The sequence below is a fragment of the Streptomyces sp. NPDC001851 genome, assembly GCF_040297165.1.
GTDB lineage: Bacteria > Actinomycetota > Actinomycetes > Streptomycetales > Streptomycetaceae > Streptomyces.
This window is the reverse complement of the sequence record NZ_JBEOYR010000029.1, coordinates 25,551-46,096: the sequence shown is the minus strand read 5'-3', so window position 1 is coordinate 46,096 and position 20,546 is coordinate 25,551. Positions and strand designations below refer to the sequence as shown.

22 protein-coding genes are annotated in these 20,546 nt (G+C 69.9%); 6 read left to right on the top strand and 16 right to left on the bottom strand.

The window, feature by feature from the left end:
* Position 1: 1 nt before the first annotated feature.
* Positions 2-643: a TetR/AcrR family transcriptional regulator gene (locus ABT171_RS33350; protein ID WP_351250130.1), complete on the bottom strand. Its 642-nt coding sequence runs from the start codon at positions 641-643 to the stop codon at positions 2-4.
* Between the two features lie 79 nt (positions 644-722).
* Here ABT171_RS33350 and ABT171_RS33345 point away from each other — a divergent pair, with 79 nt between their 5' ends.
* From ABT171_RS33345 to ABT171_RS33335, 3 genes are read left to right on the top strand one after another with little or no spacing between them, the layout of a single operon-like run.
* Positions 723-1,508: an ABC transporter ATP-binding protein gene (locus tag ABT171_RS33345; protein WP_351250129.1), complete on the top strand. Its 786-nt coding sequence runs from the start codon at positions 723-725 to the stop codon at positions 1,506-1,508.
* A gap of 19 nt (positions 1,509-1,527) precedes the next feature.
* A complete protein-coding gene (locus ABT171_RS33340) occupies positions 1,528-2,277 on the top strand; it encodes an ABC transporter permease (protein ID WP_351250128.1) in 750 nt (249 codons plus the stop codon).
* Positions 2,278-2,290: 13 nt separating this feature from the next.
* Positions 2,291-2,863: a cob(I)yrinic acid a,c-diamide adenosyltransferase gene (locus tag ABT171_RS33335; RefSeq protein ID WP_351250127.1), complete on the top strand. Its 573-nt coding sequence runs from the start codon at positions 2,291-2,293 to the stop codon at positions 2,861-2,863.
* On the opposite strand, the gene ABT171_RS33330 is transcribed toward ABT171_RS33335, so the two are convergent.
* Positions 2,860-3,390, bottom strand: a complete 531-nt coding sequence (locus ABT171_RS33330; RefSeq protein WP_351250126.1) for a hypothetical protein — start codon at positions 3,388-3,390, stop codon at positions 2,860-2,862. The two genes, ABT171_RS33335 and ABT171_RS33330, sit on opposite strands and share 4 nt — an antisense overlap.
* A 151-nt stretch (positions 3,391-3,541) precedes the next feature.
* Between ABT171_RS33330 and ABT171_RS33325 the strand changes: the two genes are divergently transcribed.
* The 3 genes from ABT171_RS33325 to ABT171_RS33315 all read left to right on the top strand — a co-directional run bounded on the left by ABT171_RS33325 (position 3,542) and on the right by ABT171_RS33315 (position 7,305).
* Positions 3,542-4,723 carry a sensor histidine kinase gene (locus tag ABT171_RS33325; RefSeq protein ID WP_351250125.1) on the top strand — a complete coding sequence of 394 codons (1,182 nt, stop codon included), beginning with the start codon at positions 3,542-3,544 and terminating at the stop codon, positions 4,721-4,723.
* Positions 4,720-5,361, top strand: a complete 642-nt coding sequence (locus ABT171_RS33320; protein WP_351250124.1) for a response regulator — start codon at positions 4,720-4,722, stop codon at positions 5,359-5,361. The genes ABT171_RS33325 and ABT171_RS33320 overlap by 4 nt, the downstream gene beginning before the upstream one ends.
* Positions 5,362-5,484: 123 nt before the next feature.
* Positions 5,485-7,305 carry a glycosyl hydrolase family 18 protein gene (locus tag ABT171_RS33315; RefSeq protein ID WP_351250123.1) on the top strand — a complete coding sequence of 607 codons (1,821 nt, stop codon included), beginning with the start codon at positions 5,485-5,487 and terminating at the stop codon, positions 7,303-7,305.
* Positions 7,306-7,380: 75 nt separating this feature from the next.
* Here ABT171_RS33315 and ABT171_RS33310 read toward each other — a convergent pair whose 3' ends face one another.
* From ABT171_RS33310 to ABT171_RS33245, 14 genes are all read right to left on the bottom strand, one after another.
* Positions 7,381-7,827, bottom strand: coding sequence for a DUF2550 domain-containing protein (locus ABT171_RS33310; RefSeq protein ID WP_351250122.1), 447 nt, complete (start codon positions 7,825-7,827; stop codon positions 7,381-7,383).
* A gap of 130 nt (positions 7,828-7,957) precedes the next feature.
* Positions 7,958-8,332 (bottom strand): F0F1 ATP synthase subunit epsilon, encoded by a 375-nt coding sequence (locus ABT171_RS33305; protein ID WP_046421578.1) that lies wholly within the window; start codon positions 8,330-8,332, stop codon positions 7,958-7,960.
* A 113-nt stretch (positions 8,333-8,445) separates the two neighbouring features.
* The gene (atpD, locus tag ABT171_RS33300) at positions 8,446-9,882 is read right to left on the bottom strand and encodes a F0F1 ATP synthase subunit beta (RefSeq protein ID WP_351250121.1); all 1,437 of its coding nucleotides are present in this window, start codon (positions 9,880-9,882) and stop codon (positions 8,446-8,448) included.
* A complete protein-coding gene (locus tag ABT171_RS33295; RefSeq protein ID WP_351250120.1) occupies positions 9,882-10,799 on the bottom strand; it encodes a F0F1 ATP synthase subunit gamma in 918 nt (305 codons plus the stop codon). Before ABT171_RS33295 ends, atpD begins: the two co-directional genes overlap by 1 nt.
* A 21-nt stretch (positions 10,800-10,820) precedes the next feature.
* Positions 10,821-12,413 (bottom strand): F0F1 ATP synthase subunit alpha, encoded by a 1,593-nt coding sequence (atpA, locus tag ABT171_RS33290; protein WP_351250119.1) that lies wholly within the window; start codon positions 12,411-12,413, stop codon positions 10,821-10,823.
* Positions 12,414-12,545: 132 nt separating this feature from the next.
* On the bottom strand, positions 12,546-13,361 hold the full coding sequence (locus ABT171_RS33285) for a F0F1 ATP synthase subunit delta (protein WP_351250118.1): 816 nt from the start codon (positions 13,359-13,361) through the stop codon (positions 12,546-12,548).
* Complete coding sequence (locus tag ABT171_RS33280; RefSeq protein WP_351250191.1) at positions 13,358-13,906, bottom strand: F0F1 ATP synthase subunit B; 549 nt, start codon at positions 13,904-13,906, stop codon at positions 13,358-13,360. Before ABT171_RS33280 ends, ABT171_RS33285 begins: the two co-directional genes overlap by 4 nt.
* Before the next feature lie 48 nt (positions 13,907-13,954).
* Entirely contained in the window at positions 13,955-14,194 is a 240-nt protein-coding gene (gene atpE, locus ABT171_RS33275) for an ATP synthase F0 subunit C (RefSeq protein ID WP_351250117.1), read from the bottom strand.
* 76 nt (positions 14,195-14,270) lie between these two features.
* Positions 14,271-15,089: a F0F1 ATP synthase subunit A gene (atpB, locus tag ABT171_RS33270; RefSeq protein WP_351250116.1), complete on the bottom strand. Its 819-nt coding sequence runs from the start codon at positions 15,087-15,089 to the stop codon at positions 14,271-14,273.
* A gap of 225 nt (positions 15,090-15,314) precedes the next feature.
* Positions 15,315-15,752, bottom strand: coding sequence for a Cg1360 family ATP-synthase-associated protein (locus ABT171_RS33265; RefSeq protein WP_351250115.1), 438 nt, complete (start codon positions 15,750-15,752; stop codon positions 15,315-15,317).
* Between the two features lie 288 nt (positions 15,753-16,040).
* Positions 16,041-17,315, bottom strand: a complete 1,275-nt coding sequence (locus ABT171_RS33260; RefSeq protein WP_351250114.1) for a methylaspartate mutase — start codon at positions 17,313-17,315, stop codon at positions 16,041-16,043.
* Positions 17,312-17,785: a cobalamin B12-binding domain-containing protein gene (locus tag ABT171_RS33255; RefSeq protein WP_351250113.1), complete on the bottom strand. Its 474-nt coding sequence runs from the start codon at positions 17,783-17,785 to the stop codon at positions 17,312-17,314. Before ABT171_RS33255 ends, ABT171_RS33260 begins: the two co-directional genes overlap by 4 nt.
* Positions 17,778-19,049, bottom strand: a complete 1,272-nt coding sequence (locus tag ABT171_RS33250) for a type III PLP-dependent enzyme domain-containing protein (protein WP_351250112.1) — start codon at positions 19,047-19,049, stop codon at positions 17,778-17,780. The genes ABT171_RS33255 and ABT171_RS33250 overlap by 8 nt, the downstream gene beginning before the upstream one ends.
* Positions 19,046-20,539: an AMP-binding protein gene (locus ABT171_RS33245; RefSeq protein WP_351250111.1), complete on the bottom strand. Its 1,494-nt coding sequence runs from the start codon at positions 20,537-20,539 to the stop codon at positions 19,046-19,048. Before ABT171_RS33245 ends, ABT171_RS33250 begins: the two co-directional genes overlap by 4 nt.
* Positions 20,540-20,546: the final 7 nt, after the last annotated feature.

The following is a 20,546-nucleotide window of genomic DNA, read 5'->3' as shown; positions in this document are numbered from 1 at the left end:
CCTAGTCCTGTCCCCGTACCGCATAACCGAGGACCTTCTCGCTGAGGAGGTCCTCGATGTCGTCCAGCAGCGCCAGCACCTCCCGGGACACCTCACGCGGGTCGCGTCCCTTGACCATCTCGCGGCCGATGACCGCGACGACCGTGCTGTGGACCCAGCCGATCTGGCCGGCCATCAGATGCGGCAGTTCGTCGTCGGCTGACGCGCCGGTGTCCTCGCGCAGCACCTGTTCCAGGTTGGCCTGGACCTCCTGGGCGAGGGCCCAGAGGCGGGAGCGCAGGGCGGGGGCCTCCTCGATGACCTTCATGAAGGCGGCGTAGCCGGGGAGCAGGCCGACCCGGGGGGAGACCGCCTCGACCTCCTCGCGCAGCTCGCGGAGGACCGCCGCGGCGGCCGACTCGCCCTCCGGCCTGCCCCGGACCCAGCGGGCGAGGCGGTCGACCATGCCGGCCGAGCGGTCGAAGAAGAGGTCCTCCTTGGCCGGGAAGTAGTTGTAGACGGTGTTGACGGAGACGTTCGCCGCCTCGGCGATCTCCGCGACCGTCACCGCGTCGAAGCCGCGCTCGACGAACAGCCCCGTGGCGACATCCGAGATGTACTGCCGGGTCTGCCGCTTCTTCCGCTCCCTGAGTCCCTCAGCCATGCCCGCATCCTAACTTCGCTGGGGCCGATGAAAACTTGGGGTGATTGCAAATTTTCAGAGACTCTGTTTTTCTGAGGGTATGGCAGCAGTCATCAGCGCGGCGGGACTCGCCCGCACCTTCCAGACCAAGTCCGGCCCAGTGGAGGCGGTGCGCGGCATCGACCTCGCCGTCCGGGAAGGCGAGATCCTCGGCTTCCTCGGGCCCAACGGCGCCGGGAAGACGACCACCCTGCGGATGCTCACCACCCTGCTGAAGCCGACCGGCGGCGCGGCCACCGTCGCCGGGCACGACCTCGCGACGGATCCGGCCGGGGTGCGCGCGGCGAGCGGGTACGTCGCCCAGTCCGGCGGGGTCGATCCGCAGATCACCGTGCGGGAGGAGCTGGTCACCCAGGGGCGGATGTACCGGCTGACCAAGGCCGGGGCGAGCACCCGGGCCGAGGAACTCGCCCGCGACCTGGACCTCACCGGCTTCCTGGACCGCAAGGCCGGGGCCCTCTCCGGCGGCCAGCGGCGGCGGCTGGACATCGCGATGGCGCTCACCCACCGGCCGAAGGTGCTGTTCCTGGACGAGCCGACCACCGGTCTCGACCCGGGCAGCCGCGCCGACCTGTGGGACCTGGTGCGCCGGCTGCGCGACGAGCACGGCACGACCGTCTTCCTGACCACGCACTACCTGGACGAGGCCGACGCCCTCGCCGACCGTCTGGTGATCGTCGACAAGGGCACGGTCGCCGCCGAGGGCACACCGAGCGCGCTGAAGCTCCGGTACGGCGGCTCGATCGACGCCTCGCTCCAGGACACCTTCCTCGCCGTCACCGGCCGCGGCCCCGCCCCGGCCGACGCCGCCCCCGTCGCCGTATAGCCGCAGAGAGATCCCACCGATGCTTCTTCACGACACGGCCCTCATCTACGGCCGCTACCTGCGCCAGTCCCTGCGCTCCCGCTTCGCCCTGCTCTTCGGGGTGCTCACGCCCCTGCTGTACCTGCTCTTCTTCGGTCCGCTGCTCACCGATCTGCCGCTGGGCGGCACGGGCAGCTCGTGGCAGGTGCTGGTCCCCGGGCTGCTGCTCCAACTCGGCCTGTTCGGCGCCCTGTTCGCCGGGTTCACGGTCATCATCGAGAAGGGGCAGGGGGTGGTGGAGCGGATGCGGGTGACGCCGGTCAGCCGGCTCGCCCTGCTGCTCGGCCGGGTGCTGCGCGACGCCACGGTCTTCGTCTTCCAGGCGGTGCTGCTGGTGCTGGCCGCGCTGGTGATGGGCCTGCGCGCGCCGGTCGCGGGCATCCTGATCGGCTTCGGGTTCGTCGCACTGCTCACGCTGTCGCTGGCCTCCCTGTCGTACGCGCTCGGCATGAAGGTGCGCACCCCGCAGGAGTTCGGTCCGCTGATCAACATGGTGTCGATGCCCTCGATGCTGCTGTCCGGCCTGATGCTCCCGATGACCCTGGCACCGGCCTGGCTGGACGTGCTGTCGCACTTCGTGCCGTTCCGCTATCTGGTGGACGCGGTGCGCGACGCGTACGTCGGGCAGTACGCGACCGCGCACATGCTCTACGGCGTCCTGGTCGCCGTCGGCTTCGCGGCGCTGACCGTGACGGTGGGCACACGGGTGTTCCGGACGGCCGGAGCGTAACTACGCTGGCCACATGGTCAATCTGACGCGCATCTACACCAGGACCGGCGACAAGGGCACCACCCACCTCGGGAACATGAGCCGGGTGCCCAAGACGGACCTGAGGATCTCCGCCTACGCGGACGCCAACGAGGCGAACGCGGTGATCGGCACCGCGATCGCGCTCGGCGGCCTGGCGGAGGACGTCGTCGCGGTGCTCACGCGCGTCCAGAACGACCTGTTCGACGTGGGCGCGGACCTGTCGACGCCGGTGGCGGAGAACCCGGAGTTCCCGCCGCTGCGGGTCGAGCAGTTCTACATCGACAAGCTGGAGGCGGACTGCGACCGCTTCAACGAGCGGCTGGACAAGCTCCGCTCCTTCATCCTGCCCGGCGGCACCCCGGGCGCGGCCCTGCTGCACCAGGCCTGCACGGTGGTCCGCCGGGCCGAGCGCTCCACCTGGGCGGCCCTGGAGGTGCACGGCGAGACGATGAACCCGCTCACCGCGACCTACCTCAACCGGCTGTCGGACCTGCTGTTCATCCTGGCGCGCACCGCGAACAAGGCGGAGGGCGATGTGCTGTGGGTGCCGGGCGGTGAGCGTTAGCGCTCACGCTTGGGGAACAGCGTGTAGCTGCCGGCGATCACCAGGTTGATGCCGATCACCCAGAGCATGCGCTGCTGCCAGGCCCGCAGGGAGCTGATGTCGCCGTCGCCGACGTACCAGACGGCGCCCTGGAGCAGAGCGAGGGCGACGCACGCGGCCAGGATCCAGCGGCCCGCGACCTTCCATTCGTGGACGGTGCGGGCCGTGCCGTACTTCGGCGGCTTCACCGGGGGCGGGCCGCCGGCGAAACGGTGGGCGACCCTGGCGTCGGCCCACTTGATCGTCGAGTGGCCCAGCCCGACCGTGAAGCCGATGTAGACGGCGGCCAGACCGTGCCGCCAGTCCGGCTGCGCGCCGTTCCTCAGGTCGATGGCGGTCACGATGAACAGCACGACCTCAAGCAGCGGTTCGCACAACAGCAGCGCCAGTCCCGTCCGGGGCATCCGCAGCGCGTACCGGAAGGCCAGTCCGGCCGCCAGCAGCACCCAGAACGCCACCTCACAGGCGATGATCAACCCTACGATCATGGTTCGCTCCCCTCGGTCACCCTTCCAGGCTCCCGGCGGCCGGGGCGCGGATCATCGTCGGCGCGGCGGAACCCCGCGTAAGCGAAAGTTGCAGTCCAGGACCCTGCCCCAGTCGCACACGGGCCGCTCGCGGGCCGTGTTGGATGGGGGCATGGCCCTCGCAGCACTCCCCCGCCCCCACCGCGACGACCTGCGGATCGCCGTGGGCGGGCTACTCGGCGGACTGCTGCTGTGGGCGCTCGGTCTCCACTCGCGTGAGCCGGCGGACCCGCTCGTGCTGTGGTCGGCGCCCTGGGCCCCGCTGGTGCCGCTGGCGGTGACGGCCGCCTGCGAGCTGCTGCGCCGCACCCGGCCCCGTATCGGGCTGCTGGTGGGCACGCTCACGCTGACCCTGGACACGGTGACCGTCGGCAGCCTGGTCACCGTCGTGCTGTACACGGACCTGATGTACGCGGCCGTCCTGTACGGCACCCCGGCCTCCGCCCGCCGCATCCCCTGGGTCACCGGGATGCTGACGGTGCTCGGCGGGGTCGTACCGGCCGCCCTGTGGCGCGATCCGAAGGGGCTGCTGATCGGTGTGGGCATCGGCGTGATCGCGCTCGCGCCCGCCGCGACCGGCTGGGTGGTGCGCGACCACCGGGAGGCGGCCGAGGCGGCCCGGCTGCGCGCCGAACAGACCGCGCTGCTCGCCGAGATGGACCGTGCTCAGGCGGTCACCGCCGAACGGGCGCGCATGGCACGGGAGTTGCACGACATGGTGGCCAACCATCTGTCCGCGATCGCCATCCACTCCACGGCCGCGCTCTCCCTCGACGATCCGGCGACCTCACGGGACGCTCTGGGCGTGATCCGGGAGAACAGCGTGGAGGGGCTGGCCGAGATGCGGCGGCTGATCGGTATCCTGCGGGACAGCGGCGGTGACCTGGAGCCGGCCGCCACACCGACGCTCGACGGCCTCGCCGCCCTGGTCGAGGGCGCCCGCGCCAACGGTCTCGACGTGCGGCTCGACGCCGGTCACGGCCGGGTGCCGGCGCCGGTGGAGCTGGCGGCCTACCGGATCGTGCAGGAGTCGCTGACCAACGCCCTCAAGCACGCGGCGCCGGGGACGGTCCGGGTGAGCGTGCGGCAGGCCGACGACACGCTGACCGTGGAGGTCACGAGCCCCTACCGGCCCGGCGACAGCCCGCGCGCGCCCGGCTCGGGTTCCGGGCTCACCGGGATGCGGGAGCGGGCGAAGCTGCTCGGCGGCGGCTTCACGGCCGGAGCGGGGGCCGGCCTGTGGACCGTACGCGCCACTCTTCCGCTCACCGACACCGAAGGAGGTCCCTCGTGATCCGTGTCCTGGTCGCCGAGGACCAGTCCGCCGTCCGCGCCGGGCTGGTCCTGATCCTGCGCAGCGCGCCCGACATCGAGGTGGTCGGGGAGGCGGCGGACGGGGAGCGGGCGGTGGAGCTGGCCCGGGAGCTGCGGCCGGACCTGGTGCTGATGGATGTGCAGATGCCGCGCCTGGACGGGGTGTCGGCGACCCGGCAGATCGTGGCGGAGGGGGTCGCCGACGTGCTGGTGCTGACCACCTTCGACCTGGACGAGTACGTGTTCGGGGCGCTGCGGGCCGGGGCGGCCGGGTTCCTGCTGAAGAACACCGAGGCGCGGGATCTGCTGGAGGCGGTACGGACGGTGGCGCGCGGGGAGGGCATCGTCGCGCCGGCGGTGACCCGGCGGCTGATCGCCGAGTTCGCGGCGGGTCCGGTGCGCCGGACGAAGGCCGACCCGGCCGTGCTGGACGGTCTGACCCGGCGCGAGCGGGAGGTGCTGTCCTGTGTCGGCCAGGGGCTGTCGAACGCCGAGGTCGCCGAGCGGCTGCAGATGGCGGAGGGCACGGTGAAGACGCACGTCAGCAGACTGCTGGCCAAGCTGGAGCTGCGCAGCCGGGTCCAAGCGGCGGTGCTGGCGCAGGAGTTGGGGATCTGAGCGAACGGTCCGCGAGGTGGTCCAGACCTATTGACGGGTGGTCCAGACCTTTCTACTCTCGCAGCACCGTGGGCGTGAAGGCTCAGTCATGCCCCTGACATCCCCACATTGAGGAGGCGCACCATGCGCTTCAGACACAGAGCCGCGGCAGGCCTCGCGACCCTGCTGCTCCCCCTGGCCGGCCTCGTCGGTCTCGCGGGCCCCGCCCAGGCCGCGGGCAACGCGACGGCGAGCTTCACCAAGACCAGCGACTGGGGAACCGGCTTCGGCGGCCAGTGGACCATCAAGAACACCGGCAGCTCCAGCATCAGCTCCTGGACCGTCGAGTGGGACTTCCCCTCGGGCACGTCCGTGACCTCCGCCTGGGACGCGGACGTCACCAGCTCCGGCACCCACTGGACCGCGAAGAACAAGTCCTACAACGGCAGCATCGCCCCCGGCGCCTCGGTCTCCTTCGGCTTCAACGGCTCGGGCCCGGGATCGCCGAGCAACTGCAAGCTCAACGGCGACAGTTGCGACGGTACGACGGTCCCGGGCGACGCGGCACCCTCCGCCCCCGGCACCCCGACCGCCTCGAACATCACCGACACCTCGGTCAGGCTCTCCTGGGGCGCGGCCACCGACGACAAGGGCGTCAAGAACTACGACGTCCTGCGCGACGGCAAGGTCGTCGGCACGGTGACGGCCACCTCGTACACCGACAGCGGCCTGACCGCCGGCACCGACTACTCCTACACCGTGCAGGCCCGCGACACCGCCGACCAGACCGGCCCCGTCAGCGGCGCGGTCAAGGTGCACACCACCGGCGGCACCACCACTCCCCCGACCACCGGTGACAAGGTCAAGCTCGGCTACTTCACCGAGTGGGGCATCTACGGCCGCAACTACAACGTCAAGAACCTGGTGACGTCCGGCTCGGCGGCGAAGATCACGCACATCAACTACGCCTTCGGCAACGTCACGAACGGCCAGTGCGCGATCGGCGACTCCTACGCCGACTACGACAAGGCGTTCACCGCCGACCAGTCGGTCAGCGGTGTCGCCGACACCTGGGACCAGCCGCTGCGCGGCAACTTCAACCAGCTGCGCGAGCTGAAGGCCAAGTACCCGAACCTCAAGGTGCTGTGGTCCTTCGGCGGCTGGACCTGGTCCGGCGGCTTCGGGCAGGCGGCGGCCAACCCGGCCGCGTTCGCCGACTCCTGCTACAAGCTGGTCGAGGACCCGCGCTGGGCCGATGTCTTCGACGGCATCGACATCGACTGGGAGTACCCGAACGCCTGCGGCCTGTCCTGCGACACCAGCGGGGCGGCGGCCTTCAAGAACGTGCTGGCCGCGCTGCGCGCCAAGTTCGGTACCAAGGCCCTGGTCACCGCCGCGGTCACCGCCGACGGCTCCTCCGGCGGCAAGATCGAGGCCGCGGACTACGCCGGTGCCGCCCAGTACGCCGACTGGTACAACGTGATGTCGTACGACTTCTTCGGCGCCTGGGACGCCAAGGGCCCGACCGCCCCGCACTCCCCGCTCACCTCGTACTCCGGCATCCCGAAGGCCGGCTTCGACACGGCCGACGCGATCGCCAAGTACAGGTCGATCGGCGTGCCCGCATCCAAGCTGCTCATCGGCATCGGCCTCTACGGCCGCGGCTGGACCGGTGTCACCCAGGACGCCCCGGGCGGAACGGCCACGGGCCCGGCGGCGGGTACCTACGAGCAGGGCATCGAGGACTACAAGGTGCTCAAGACGTCCTGTCCGGTCACCGGCACCGTCGCGGGCACGGCGTACGCGCGCTGCGGCAGCAACTGGTGGTCGTACGACACCCCGTCGACGATCGCCGGGAAGATGGGCTGGGCGAAGTCCCAGGGGCTCGGCGGGGCCTTCTTCTGGGAGTTCAGCGGCGACACAGGCAACGGTGAGCTGGTCAACGCCATCAGCAGCAACCTGTGAGAAAGAGCTCCTAAGCGACGTTGACGCTCCCCCGGACTTCGTCCGGGGGGACCCCCACCCAGCGAGTGAATGTGGCTACGCCACATTCACTCGCTGTCCGGGCGGGGCTGCCTCCAGCCACGCGAGGAATCCGGTCAGCGCGTCTTCGCTCATCGCGAGTTCGAGGCGGGTGCCCCGATGGGTACAGGCGAGGACCACCGCGTCGGAGAGCAGCGCCAGCTCCTCCTCACCCTCGGGCAGCCGGCGGCCGGCCACCTCGATCTGCGCGCGCTCCAGCGTGCGGCGCGGGCGGAAGGCGTAGGAGAAGACGCGGTACCACTCGATGCGGTCACCGTTGTAGCGGGCGACGCCGTAGGACCAGCCCTTGCCGTTGGCGTCCGGTTTCTCGGCCACGTCCCAGCGCAGGGAACAGTCGAACGTACCGCCCGAGCGCTGGATGAGTCTGCGGCGCAGACCGAACAGGAACAGTCCCACCACCACGAGCGCGACCACGATCCCGCACACAGTCAGAGCGAGGATCACTGGCACCGACCTCCTCGTCTCCTAGGTAATGGAACTGAAAAAACATCCACATCTGCCTCAGCCGCGGCCGGCACCGGATCGCTCTGGTGCCAGCCGCGGCTGAGGAACGTCAGCGCACAGCGCGCGGTGTCTAGCGCGCCGCCGCCGCACGGAGGCGGACGTCCGCGCGACGCTCGGCGGCGGCGTCGCCCTCCGCCTTCGCGCGCTCCAGCTCCCGCTCCGTGCGCTGGACATCGATCTCGTCCGACAGCTCGGCGATCTCGGCCAGCAGCGACAGCTTGTTGTCCGCGAACGAGACGAAACCGCCGTGCACCGCGGCGACGACCGTTCCACCGTCACTCGTCCGGATGGTCACCGGGCCCGACTCCAGCACACCGAGCAGCGGCTGGTGACCGGGCATGACGCCGATGTCGCCGGACGTGGTGCGCGCGACGACCAGGGTGGCCTCACCGGACCAGACCTGGCGGTCGGCAGCGACCAGCTCGACGTGCAGCTCAGCAGCCAAGGGTGGCTCCTCGGGTCACCACCCGGCGGTTCTGCCGGGTGTTGGGGTCAATTCTAGTGGGCGTGGATGAGGGGGCGGGACGCACCCCGCCCCCTCACACGAACTCAGGGAGTTCAGGAGACGCCGAGCTCCTTGGCGTTGGCCTTGAGGTCCTCCAGGCCACCGCACATGAAGAACGCCTGCTCCGGGAAGTGGTCGTACTCACCGTCGATGATCGCGTTGAACGCGGCGATCGACTCGTCCAGCGGCACGTCCGACCCGTCGACGCCGGTGAACTGCTTGGCGACGTGGGTGTTCTGGGACAGGAAGCGCTCCACGCGACGGGCACGGTGGACGACGAGCTTGTCCTCCTCGCCGAGCTCGTCGATACCGAGGATCGCGATGATGTCCTGGAGGTCCTTGTACTTCTGCAGGACCGTCTTCACGCGCATGGCGGCGTTGTAGTGGTCCGCGGAGATGTAACGCGGGTCCAGGATCCGGGACGTGGAGTCCAGCGGGTCCACGGCCGGGTAGATGCCCTTCTCGGAGATCGGACGGGACAGAACCGTCGTCGCGTCGAGGTGGGCGAAGGTGGTGGCCGGGGCCGGGTCGGTCAGGTCGTCCGCGGGGACGTAGATCGCCTGCATCGAGGTGATCGAGTGACCGCGGGTCGAGGTGATGCGCTCCTGGAGGAGACCCATCTCGTCGGCCAGGTTCGGCTGGTAACCCACCGCGGACGGCATACGGCCGAGCAGGGTGGAGACCTCGGAGCCGGCCTGCGTGAAGCGGAAGATGTTGTCGATGAAGAACAGCACGTCCTGCTTCTGGACGTCACGGAAGTACTCGGCCATGGTCAGGCCGGCCAGCGCGACGCGCAGACGGGTGCCCGGGGGCTCGTCCATCTGACCGAAGACCAGCGCGGTCTTGTCGATGACGCCCGAGTCGGACATCTCCTCGATCAGGTCGTTGCCCTCACGGGTGCGCTCACCGACACCGGCGAACACGGAGACACCGTCGTGGTTGTTGGCGACACGGTAGATCATCTCCTGGATGAGCACCGTCTTGCCGACGCCGGCGCCGCCGAACAGACCGATCTTGCCGCCCTTGACGTACGGGGTGAGCAGGTCGATGACCTTGACGCCCGTCTCGAACATCTCGGTCTTGGACTCGAGCTCGTCGAAGTTCGGGGCCTTGCGGTGGATCGGCCAGCGCTCGCCGTCGTAGGACTCGTCGACGTTCAGCACCTCACCGAGGGTGTTGAACACCTTGCCCTTGGTGAAGTCGCCGACGGGGACGGAGATGGCCGCGCCCGTGTCGGTCACCGGGGCCTGGCGGACCAGACCGTCGGTGGGCTGCATGGAGATGGTGCGGACCAGGCCGTCACCCAGGTGCTGGGCGACCTCCAGGGTCAGCGTCTTCTTCTCGCCCGCGTTCGCCGGGTCGGCGACCTCGACGTGCAGGGCGTTGTAGATGTCCGGCATCGCGTCGACGGGGAACTCCACGTCGACGACCGGGCCGATGACCCGGGCGACGCGGCCCGTAGCCGTCGCGGTCTCAACAGTGGTGGTCATTATCGGTCACTCCCCGCGGTCGCGTCGGCCAGGGCGCTCGCGCCACCGACGATCTCGCTGATTTCCTGGGTGATTTCGGCCTGGCGGGCCGCGTTGGCAAGACGGGAGAGCGTGTTGATCAGCTCGCCCGCGTTGTCGGTGGCCGACTTCATCGCGCGCCGCGTGGCGGCGTGCTTCGAAGCGGCCGACTGGAGCAGCGCGTTGTAGATGCGGCTCTCCACGTAGCGCGGCAGCAGGGCGTCGAGGACGTCCTCCGCCGAGGGCTCGAAGTCGTACAGCGGCAGGATCTCGCCCTTCGGCGCCGCCTCCTGCGCGACCTCTTCGAGGCGCAGCGGCAGCAGCCGGGCGTCGAGTGCCGTCTGCGTCATCATCGAGACGAACTCGGTGAAGACGATGTGGAGTTCGTCCACACCACCCTCGGCCGTGTCCTTCTCGATCGCCTCGATCAGGGGCGCCGCGACCTTCTTGGCGTCCGCGTACGTCGGTTCGTCCGTGAAGCCCGTGAACGACTCCGCGATCTTGCGCTCACGGAAGTTGTAGTGGGCGACACCGCGCCGGCCGACGATGTACGTGTCGACCTGCTTGCCGTCGCGCTCCAGGCGCTCGGTCAGCTGCTCCGCCGTCTTGATGGCGTTGGAGTTGAAGGCCCCGGCCAGACCGCGGTCGCTCGTGAGGAGCAGGACCGCGGCACGGGTCGGGTTCTCGGCCTCCGTGGTGAGCGGGTGCTTGGTGTTCGAGCCGGTGCCGACCGCCGTGACCGCGCGTGTCAGCTCGGTCGCGTAGGGCGTGGAGGCCGCCACCTTGCGCTGCGCCTTGACGACGCGCGAGGCGGCGATCATCTCCATCGCCTTCGTGATCTTCTTGGTCGCGGTGACAGATCGGATGCGACGCTTGTAGACCCGGAGCTGGGCTCCCATGAGTCAGGTCCCTTCCTTACGTCACTTGGCGGCAGCGGCAGGAACGTCCTCGCCGAGCAGCTTGCCGTCCGAGGTCTCGAACTGCTTCTTGAACTCGGCCACCGCGTCGTCGATCGCCTGGATCGTGTCGTCCGACATCTTGGCGCCCTCCTTGATGGAGGTCATCAGGCCCTGGTGCTTCCGGTGTAGGAAGTCGATCAGTTCCTTCTCGAAGCGGCGGATGTCGGCGACCGGGACGTCGTCCATACGGCCGTTGGTGCCGGCCCAGACGGAGACGACCTGGTCCTCGGTGGCCATCGGCTGGTACTGGTCCTGCTTCAGCAGCTCGACCATGCGCGAACCGCGCTCCAGCTGCGCCTTGGAGGCCGCGTCCAGGTCGGAACCGAAGGCGGCGAACGCCTCCAGCTCACGGAACTGGGCGAGGTCCACACGCAGACGGCCGGAGACCTGGCGCATCGCCTTGTGCTGGGCGGAACCACCGACTCGGGAGACGGAGATACCGACGTTCAGCGCGGGGCGCTGACCGGCGTTGAACAGGTCCGACTCCAGGAAGCACTGGCCGTCGGTGATGGAGATGACGTTGGTCGGGATGAACGCCGAGACGTCGTTGGCCTTGGTCTCCACGATCGGCAGACCGGTCATCGAACCGGCACCCATGTCGTCGGAGAGCTTGGCGCAGCGCTCCAGCAGGCGGGAGTGCAGGTAGAAGACGTCACCCGGGTAGGCCTCACGGCCCGGCGGGCGGCGCAGCAGCAGGGACACGGCGCGGTAGGCGTCGGCCTGCTTGGACAGGTCGTCGAAGATGATCAGGACGTGCTTGCCCTCGTACATCCACTGCTGGCCGATGGCCGAACCGGTGTACGGCGCCAGGTACTTGAAGCCGGCCGGGTCGGACGCCGGGGCGGCGACGATGGTCGTGTACTCCAGCGCGCCGTTCTCCTCCAGCGCGCGGCGCACGCCGGCGATGGTGGAGCCCTTCTGGCCGATGGCGACGTAGATGCAGCGGACCTGCTTCTTCGGGTCGCCCGAGCGCCAGTTGTCGCGCTGGTTGATGATCGTGTCGACGGCCAGGGCGGTCTTGCCGGTCTGGCGGTCGCCGATGATCAGCTGACGCTGGCCACGGCCGATCGGGGTCATCGCGTCGACGGCCTTGTAGCCGGTCTCCATCGGCTCGTGCACCGACTTGCGCTGCATGACCGTGGGGGCCTGCAGCTCCAGCGCGCGGCGGCCGGACGTCTCGATCTCGCCGAGGCCGTCGATCGGGTTGCCGAGCGGGTCGACGACACGGCCGAGGTAGCCCTCGCCGACCGCGACGGAGAGGACCTCCCCGGTGCGGGTGACCGGCTGACCCTCCTCGATGCCGCTGAACTCACCGAGGACGATGGCACCGATCTCGCGCTCCTCGAGGTTGAGGGCGAGGCCGAGGGTGCCGTCCTCGAACTTCAGCAGTTCGTTGGCCATGGCCGAGGGAAGACCCTCGATCTTCGCGATGCCGTCGCCGGCAAGGGTGACCGTACCGACCTCCTCGCGCGAGGCCGCGTCCGGCTTGTACGACTGGACAAAGTTCTCCAGCGCGTCCCGGATCTCCTCCGGCCGGATCGTGAGCTCCGCCATCTGGGTTCCCTGCTCTCCTTGTTGGGCCCGAAGTTTCACTTGGGGGGTCTGGGGGCGACCCCCAGGAATCCTCTGCACGGCCCAACCAGGGCCGTAAGTACGTACTGCTTTTCTCGAATGGTCGAGGTGCTGCTAGCTCGCCATGCGGCGGGCGGCGTCATCCAGCCGGTCCGCGAGGGAGCCGTTGATGACCTCGTCACCGACCTGCACCCGGATCCCGCCGATCACGTCGGGGTCCACGTCCAGGTTGAGGTGCATCCGGCGGCCGTAGAGCTTCGCGAGGGCATCGCCCAGGCGCTGCTTCTGCGGGTCGCTCAGCGGCACCGCCGAGGTGACGATCGCCACCAGACGGTCCCGGCGGTCGGCGGCGAGCTTGGACAGGGACTCCAGTCCCGCTTCCAGGCTACGTCCCCGCGGCGCGGTCACGAGGCGCGCGACCAGACGCTCGGTGGCGGGCTTGGCCCGTCCGCCCAGCAGCCGGTGCAGCAGCTCGGTCTTGGCCTGGCCGCCGGCGGCGCGGTCGGTGAGCGCGGCGCGCAGCTCGGTGTTCGAGGAGACGATCCGGCCGAACCGGAACAGCTCGTCCTCGACGTCGTCGAGCGTGCCCGTCTTCTCCGCGGCGGTGAGGTCGGCGATGTCCGCCAGCTCCTCCAGCGCGTCCACCAGGTCGCGGGGCTGCGACCAGCGGGAGCGCGCCATGCCGGCCACCAGGTCGGCGGTGGGACCGCTCACCTGGCCACCGATCAGACGCTCCACCAGCTGCGCCTTGGCCTCTGCGGGCTGCGCCGGGTCGGTGAGGACCCGGCGCAGGCCGGCCTCGCGGTCGAGCAGCGCGGTGACGGCCGCCAGCTCGTCGGCGAGCGAAGCGGCATCGACGGACGTGGAGTCCGTCAGCGCGTCGAGACGCTCCCGTGCGGCTGCCAGGGCCTCGCGGCTCGCTCCGTTCATCGCGTGGCCTCGGCCTTCTCCTCGAGCTCGTCGAGGAAGCGGTCGATCACACGGCTCTGCCGGGCGTGGTCCTCAAGGGACTCACCGACGAGCTTGCCGGCCAGTTCGGTGGCGAGCTTGCCGACGTCCTGGCGCAGCGCGGACGCCGCGGCCTTGCGGTCGGCCTCGATCTGGGCGTGACCGGCGGCGACGATCTCCTCGCGCTGCCGCTGGCCCTCGGCCCGCATCTCGGCGATGAGCGCGGCACCCTGCTCCTGCGCCTCCTGGCGCAGACGCGCGGCCTCGTGCCGGGCCTCGGCGAGCTGGGCCTTGTACTGCTCAAGGACGCTCTGGGCCTCCACCTTCATGGCGTCGGCCTCTTCGATACCGCCTTCGATCGCCGCGCGGCGCTCTTCCAGAACCTTGTTGATGTTCGGGAGGAGCTTCTTCCCGAGGAAGAAGAAGACGATGGCGAAGGTGACGAGGCCGATGACCAGTTCGGGACCCGGCGGGAGGAGGGGATTCTCCTGTTCCTCAGCCGCCAGCTGCACCAGCTGTTGTGTCAGCTGCATGTCATCAGTGCCTTTCCCTTAAGGGTGATCGTCAGCCGCGGTTTACTTGTAGGTGTAAACGAACGGCATGACGATGCCGATGAGGGCGAGCGCCTCACAGAAGACGAAGCCCAGGATCTGGTTGGCGCGGATCAGGCCGGCGGCCTCGGGCTGACGGGCCAGGGCCTGGGTGCCGTTGCCGAAGATGATGCCGATGCCGATGCCGGGACCGATGGCGGCGAGGCCGTAGCCGACGGAGGCGATGGAGCCGGTGACGGCGGCAAGGGTCTCAGTGGCAGCCATGCTGATTCTTCCTTCTCATTTCAAGGACCGGTGGGGGTTGGCCACCGGGCGTCTGGTGACGGGGGCGGAGGGTGGCTCAGTGGTGCTCGGCGAGAGCGCCCTGAACGTAGGTGCAGGCCAGGAGGACGAACACGTACGCCTGGACGGCCTGGACGAAGAGCTCGAACCCGATCATGAGGACGGTCATCACGAAGGAGACCGCCGCGGCGGGGATCAGGTAGCTGTTGAACAGGTACCAGCTGGCGACCGTGAACATCACGAGCAGCAGGTGGCCGGCGAACATGTTGCCGAAGAGCCGGACCGCGTGGGTGAAGGGCCGCACGAAGAGGTTCGAGAAGAACTCGATGAGCATGACCAGCGGCAGCACCCAGCCGAGCGACTTGTCGTACCCCGTGAGGTTCTTCAGGCCACCGACGAAACCGTGCTTGCGGAAGGTCAGGATCAGCCAGGTCAGGTAGACGATCGCGGCCAGGGCGGCCGGATAGGCGATGACCGACGTGACCGGGAACTGCGCGACCGGGATGACCGACCACAGGTTCATGATCCAGACGAAGAAGAACAGCGAGACCATGAACGGGACGTACTTGTCGCCCTCACGCTTGCCGAGCGTCTCGTAGACGATGCCGCGGCGGACGAAGTCGTAGCCCGCCTCGCCGATCATCTGGAGCTTGCCGGGGACCACCTTGGCCTTGCTGAACGCTGCCCAGAAGAAGCCGACGACCACCAGAGTGCTGAGCAGCGCCAGCAGCATCGGCTTGTCGATGTCGACACTGCCGACCGTGAACATCGGCTTGAACAGGAAGGAGTGCAGGCCCGGCGACGGGAAGCCGCAGCCGTTGTCGGCGAAAACGCGGCAACTCCAGTCGAAGGCGAGCGTGGTCTGGTCAGCACTCACCGCGAGCTCCTTCGGCGTGGCGCATGGATACGGCAACCTCGTTGTGTCGGCGCGGCGCGCAGCCGCGGGTCGGCACCGGACTGGTGTTACGGATGTGGGGGCGGCTGGGGGGCATCAAGCCTCGCGAATGAGCAGGCGACAGCTCCGATGCCCGCGCCCGCGATGCCGCAGTTGGCACCGGACGATAGCAGGAGATCAGACACGTCTTTATCCCGGCCCTACCCCTCACGACGGGTGCCCTGTCTTCTCGGGCTTCTCACCCTCGTGGGAGTCGGGGTCGACGTAGAAGATCTTGGCCTTCAGATGCGCCCGGGTCTGTGCGGCCATCCACACGACGGTCGCGGCGATGAGTGAGAACGCGAATGCCCTCGTATTGAAGAGAGTGGTGCCCTTGAACACCGCCAGGAAGAGCATGACCAGCAGTAGCTGGGCGACATAGAGCATGAGACCCATGGCCTGGAAGAGCTGCGGGAGCGTTTTTGCCGTCCACTGCAGCACGTAGAGACCGATCCCCATGTAGGCGATGGCGAGCAGCACACCGACGGCCGCACCGAGCGCCCCCTTGCCACCGGCGACCGCACCGCTGACGGCAACGGCGACCACGCCGGCAGCCGCTGTGGGCACAGCGATCCGCAGAAGGTTCCGGGCGTCATTGGACGGCATGGCGGCAACTCCGCTTTCACAGGGGGCAGGGTGTCGTCATGGACGAGCGTAGTCCCGGGCTGAGTGATCGAGACCTCACACCAATGGACCGTGGCACTCAGGTCCTTCGGTTCTATCCGGGGTTCTCGTGAACCGTATCACAAACTATTTGATGAGGTCTTTACCTGATCGGTGTGCTCGCTGTCACACATGAGAGTGACAGTGCGCGTCTGTGCAGGAACCGAGCCCACTTGTCTGGTATTAGGGGTCTTTGTTCCCCCATGAGTGGGCAATGCTCTCGTCAGATTCTTACCTTGCCAGGAGGGTGTCCCCGCCCGGTTCGTCATATTTGCGACGCACATACGAGAGATCGCTGAGGAGGTCCGCCGACGTGAAGCGCCGACCGCGGAGCCGTCGCGGGGCGTCGACCGGCAGCGAACCCGTCGCCTCCCAGCGCAGACGTCCGTCGGCGTCGATATAACTGCGGGTCTGCCCCTTGTTGTCCGGATGCAGGCAGTAGGGGATGTCGAGGTAGCCCTTGCGGAACGCGATCAGCAGAGCACGCCCGACGTCCGGGTCGAGATCCAGAACGGTGCCGACCAGTGCCGCGGCCTCGTCATAAGTCGGGGAACCGGCACCGGCGTCGACCGGGACCCGGGCTGCCCGCCGGGCCGCCCAGGCCGCGTACTCCAGGGCGCGGACGTTCACCTCGATACTGGGGATGCGCTGCGACTCCGCGGCCGTCTTGACGATCAGCCGCTGGGCGCCGCCGTCGACGGCGAGTTCGGCCGCCTGTCCGAGCAGGCGGTAGGCGCCGTCGTGCGTCTGCGGGTACAGGCCCATGTACGCGTACACGACGACGTGCCAGTCGGACACCGGCAGCAGCTCCCCGCACAGCCGCCGCAGCGCCGCGAGCGCCTCGCGGTCCTGCCCCGGGTGGGTCTGCTGGGCGTAGCTGACGGAGATGCTGCGGATGCCGTGCTGGGCGAAGAAGAGAGCCTCCAGCACGCTGATCGCCACGAGCTGTCCGGGCGGGCACAGCTGCCCCAGCATGCAGCCGCCGAAGGTCTCCAGGTGCGGCTCCAGCCCCTGCTCGCGGAGCCGGGTGAGCAGCTCGCAGCCGCGCGCCCAGTTGTCGACGGACTCCGCGAGCGGCGTACGGCCGTAGGGCAGGCAGTAGGAGACCGGCCCGCCCTCGGTGGCGGCCAGGCCCACGGCGAGCATGGCGTCGAAGATGCCGAGGGGGTCCGCGGAACCATGGCGCACCTGCACCGGGAAGTCCGGGCCGTGGAGGCCGGCCAGCACCCCGGCGGTCGTCGCGGCGGGGTGAGTGACCAGGGGATAGCCGTTGAGGGCGGCCCCGTCGCGCAGCGCCCTCTCGACGGCCGCCAGGTGCCCCACCCGGGTGTGGGCGTCGACCGTGATCGTGCCGACCGTGCGGGCGGCCGCGGCCCGGGTGGCCGCGAGCCCGGCGCGCATGGTCCGCGGATCGCCGAAGCCCATCCGCGGCTGGACCACGAGCCGGCCCGCCTCGGCCTCGGCCCTGACGTACGCGCCGAAGTCGGCGGTCTCCCGGTCGCTCATCGGGCGGCGGGCAGCATGACCGGGAGTCGGCCCGGCGCCACGGCCCGGGGAAGCGAGGCGGCGAAGGCCGCCAGGGCGGTGGCCGGGTCCGTCTCCTCCTCGAAGACCTCGTCGAAGCCGGCCGCCCTCAGCTCCCGCGCGCGGGCGGAGTCCTGGCCGGCGACACCGAGCTTGCCGCCGATGGCCACGGGGGTGGCGGCCAGGTCGGGGTGGGAGCGGAACGCGCCGATGACGCGCAGCCCGTCCTGGTGCCCGTGGCCGTTGACACTGCTGACGACGACGAACGCCGGGCGCAGGGCGGCGCAGCGGGAGACCAGCAGGTCGTCGGGGACGCAGGGGCCCAGGTTGACGACGTCGTAGCCGAGTTCCTCCAGGAGCAGCTGGAGGAACACCAGGTTCCAGGTGTGGGAGTCGGAGGCCATCGAGGTGACGACGACGGTCTGCCGCGCCGTCGTGCGCACATCAGTCATGTTCCCGTTCCACCTTCCGGTAGGTCCGTACGTGTTCGATACGGGAGACGGAGACCACGTCCTCGGCGCGCACCACGGCCTCGGCCGGGGCGGGCCTGCCCAGGAACATCAGGAGGCTGGCGGTGGGGCCGTAGGCTCCGGTGTTCGGGATGGCGACGAGGTCGCCGGGGCCGAGGCCGACGGGGACCTCGACGTCCCGGCCGAGGGTGTCGCCGGGGGTGCACAGCGGCCCGGCGAGGGTCACCCGCTGCGTCTGTCCGGCGTCGGGGTCCGAGCCGGGGGCGGAGTCGACGCGGACGGACACCGGGAGGATGCGGCCGAGGCCGGACAGTCCGCCGAAGGTGTTGATGCCGGCGTCGAGGACGACGAAGGTCCGGCCGCGGCCGGTCTTGACGTTGCTGACCGACGCCAGCAGGGTTCCGCAGTCGCCCACCAGGTAGCGGCCCGACTCGACGGCGAGCCGGGGGGCGCCCTGCCGCCAGCGCGGGAAGTGCTCGTCCAGGGCGGCTTCGAGCGCGGCGCGCAGGGCGGGGTAGGCCGTGCGCTCGCCGTGCTGTCCGTAGGGCGCTGCGAAGCCTCCGCCGATGTCGAGCAGGCGCAGCGGCACGCCGAGTTCCCGCTCGATGCGGGCGGCGGTGTCGATGGTGTGCCGGAACTCGCTGATCAGGGCGTTCTCGTCGGACGCGTTGCTCTGGGTGAACAGGTGCAGACCGGCCAGCGAGGTGCCCGGCACCGCGCGCAGCCGGGGTGCGAGGCCGGCGATGGTCTCGCTGTCGAAGCCGAACTGGGTGGGCCGGCCGGTCATCCGGACACCGGTGGCCGCCCGGGCGGTCTCGTCGTTGACGCGCAGCAGGCAGTCCGCGACCGTGCCGTGGGCCAGCGCGGCCTCGCCGATGTGTTCGAGGTCGGTGAGCGACTCGGCGGAGAAGAGCCGGACGCCCTGTCCGATCGCCTCGTGCAGTTCGCCGGGGGTCTTGCCGGGCCCGGTGTAGAGGATGTCCGCGGGGTCGTGGCCGGCCTGCAGGGCCGCGGCGAGTTCGCCGGTGGAGCTGATCTCGGCGCGGCAGCCGGGGCCGTCGCCCTCGCGCAGGGCCTGGACGAGATCGACGTGCGGGTTGGCCTTGAGGGCGTAGAAGACCTCGAACTCCTCGGGCAGCCAGCCGAACAGGTCGCGCCGGGCGGCGTCGAGGCGGTCGAGGTCGTAGACGTACAGCGGGGTGCCGTACGCGTCGGCCAGTTCCCGCAGGCGGGTGCGGTCGGTCATGCGCCGTTCCCCTCCAGCAGGGCCGCGAGCTCGCGGCGGGCGTTCTTGCCGTGCAGGGTGAGCGGGAACTCCTTCAGGACCCGGCAGACGGTGGGCACCTTCGGCAGTTCGAGGCGCTTGGTGAGCTCGGTGACGACCTGGTGGGCGTCGAGGTCGCTCTCCACGAACAGGGCGAGCCCGTGTCCGTCACCGGGCGGCAGCGCGGCGGCGGCCCGCACGCCGGGGATGTCCATGGCCGCGCTCTCGATCTCCAGGGTGCTCATGCGGAAGCCCTTGTGCTTGAACATGTCGTCGCGGCGGCCCTGGAAGTAGAGGTAGCCGTCGTCGTCCAGCCAGCCGTAGTCGCCGGTGTGCAGCAGGGGCTCCCCGGAGCGCGGGTCGCGGCGGAAGGAGCGGGCGGTGTCCTCGGGGTTGCGCCAGTAGCCGGCCATCACATGCGGGCCGGTGGCGACGATCTCCCCCACCTCGCCGGCGGGCACAGGGCTGCCGTCGTCGTCCAGGATCAGCACGCGGGTGCCGGGCAGCGGCAGGCCTACGGAGTCGGGGCGTTCCCGGTCGGCCTCGGGCGGCATGACCGTGATGCGTTTGGCCTCGGTCTGGCCGTACTGCCGGACCACGCGGGCACCGGGGAAACGGGTGCGCAGGGCGTCGATGGTGCTCTGGGGCAGCGCGGCGCCGGTGTTGGTGAACATGCGCACGGGCGGCATGGCCCCGGTGTCCCGGCCGGCCAGGCGGACGATCATCGTGGCGAGGGACGGCACGATCGGCACGACCGTCACGCCGGTCTCCCGCATGCGCCGCAGCAGCAGGAGGTCGGACTCGCCGTCGGCGAGGACGATCTCGCAGCGGGCGACGCAGGTCATCAGGACCTTGCACAGGCCGTAGTCCCAGGACATGGGGAAGCGGCAGAAGACGACGTCGTCCGGGCGGTAGCCGAGCACCTCGGTCAGGGCGCGGCAGGCGAAGGTCACCTGGGCGTGGGGGCACATGACCGCCTTGGGGGCGGCGGTGCTGCCCGAGGTGTAGATCAGCACGGCCAGGTCGTCGGGGGAGACCGCCTCCGCCTCGCCGGGGTCCTCGCCCGCCGGAGCGAGGTCCGGCCGTACGTCGGCGATGTCGTGCACCGGCGCGGTGCTGACGCGGCGCAGCACCGGGGCGCCCGCGGCGTCGGTGAGGACGAGCTTCGGTTCCGCGTTGCCGACGACGGACCGCAGGTGGAACTCCTTCATCGCCGGGTTGAGCGGGACGAAGACGGCTCCGACGCGGGACGTGCCGTAGAACATCGCGGCCAGTTCCCGGCTGGTCGGCAGCTGGACGACGACGCGGTCACCGCGGCCGATGCCCTGGCCGCGCAGCCAGCGGGCGAACGCCCGGGCGGCGGCGTCCAGTTCGCGGTAGGTCCAGCGGCCGGTGGCGTCCCGGATCGCCGGGGCGTCGGGCGTCTCCCGGGCCGCGGTGTCGAGCAGGGAGTGGATGGTCTGGCCGTTCAAGCGTGTT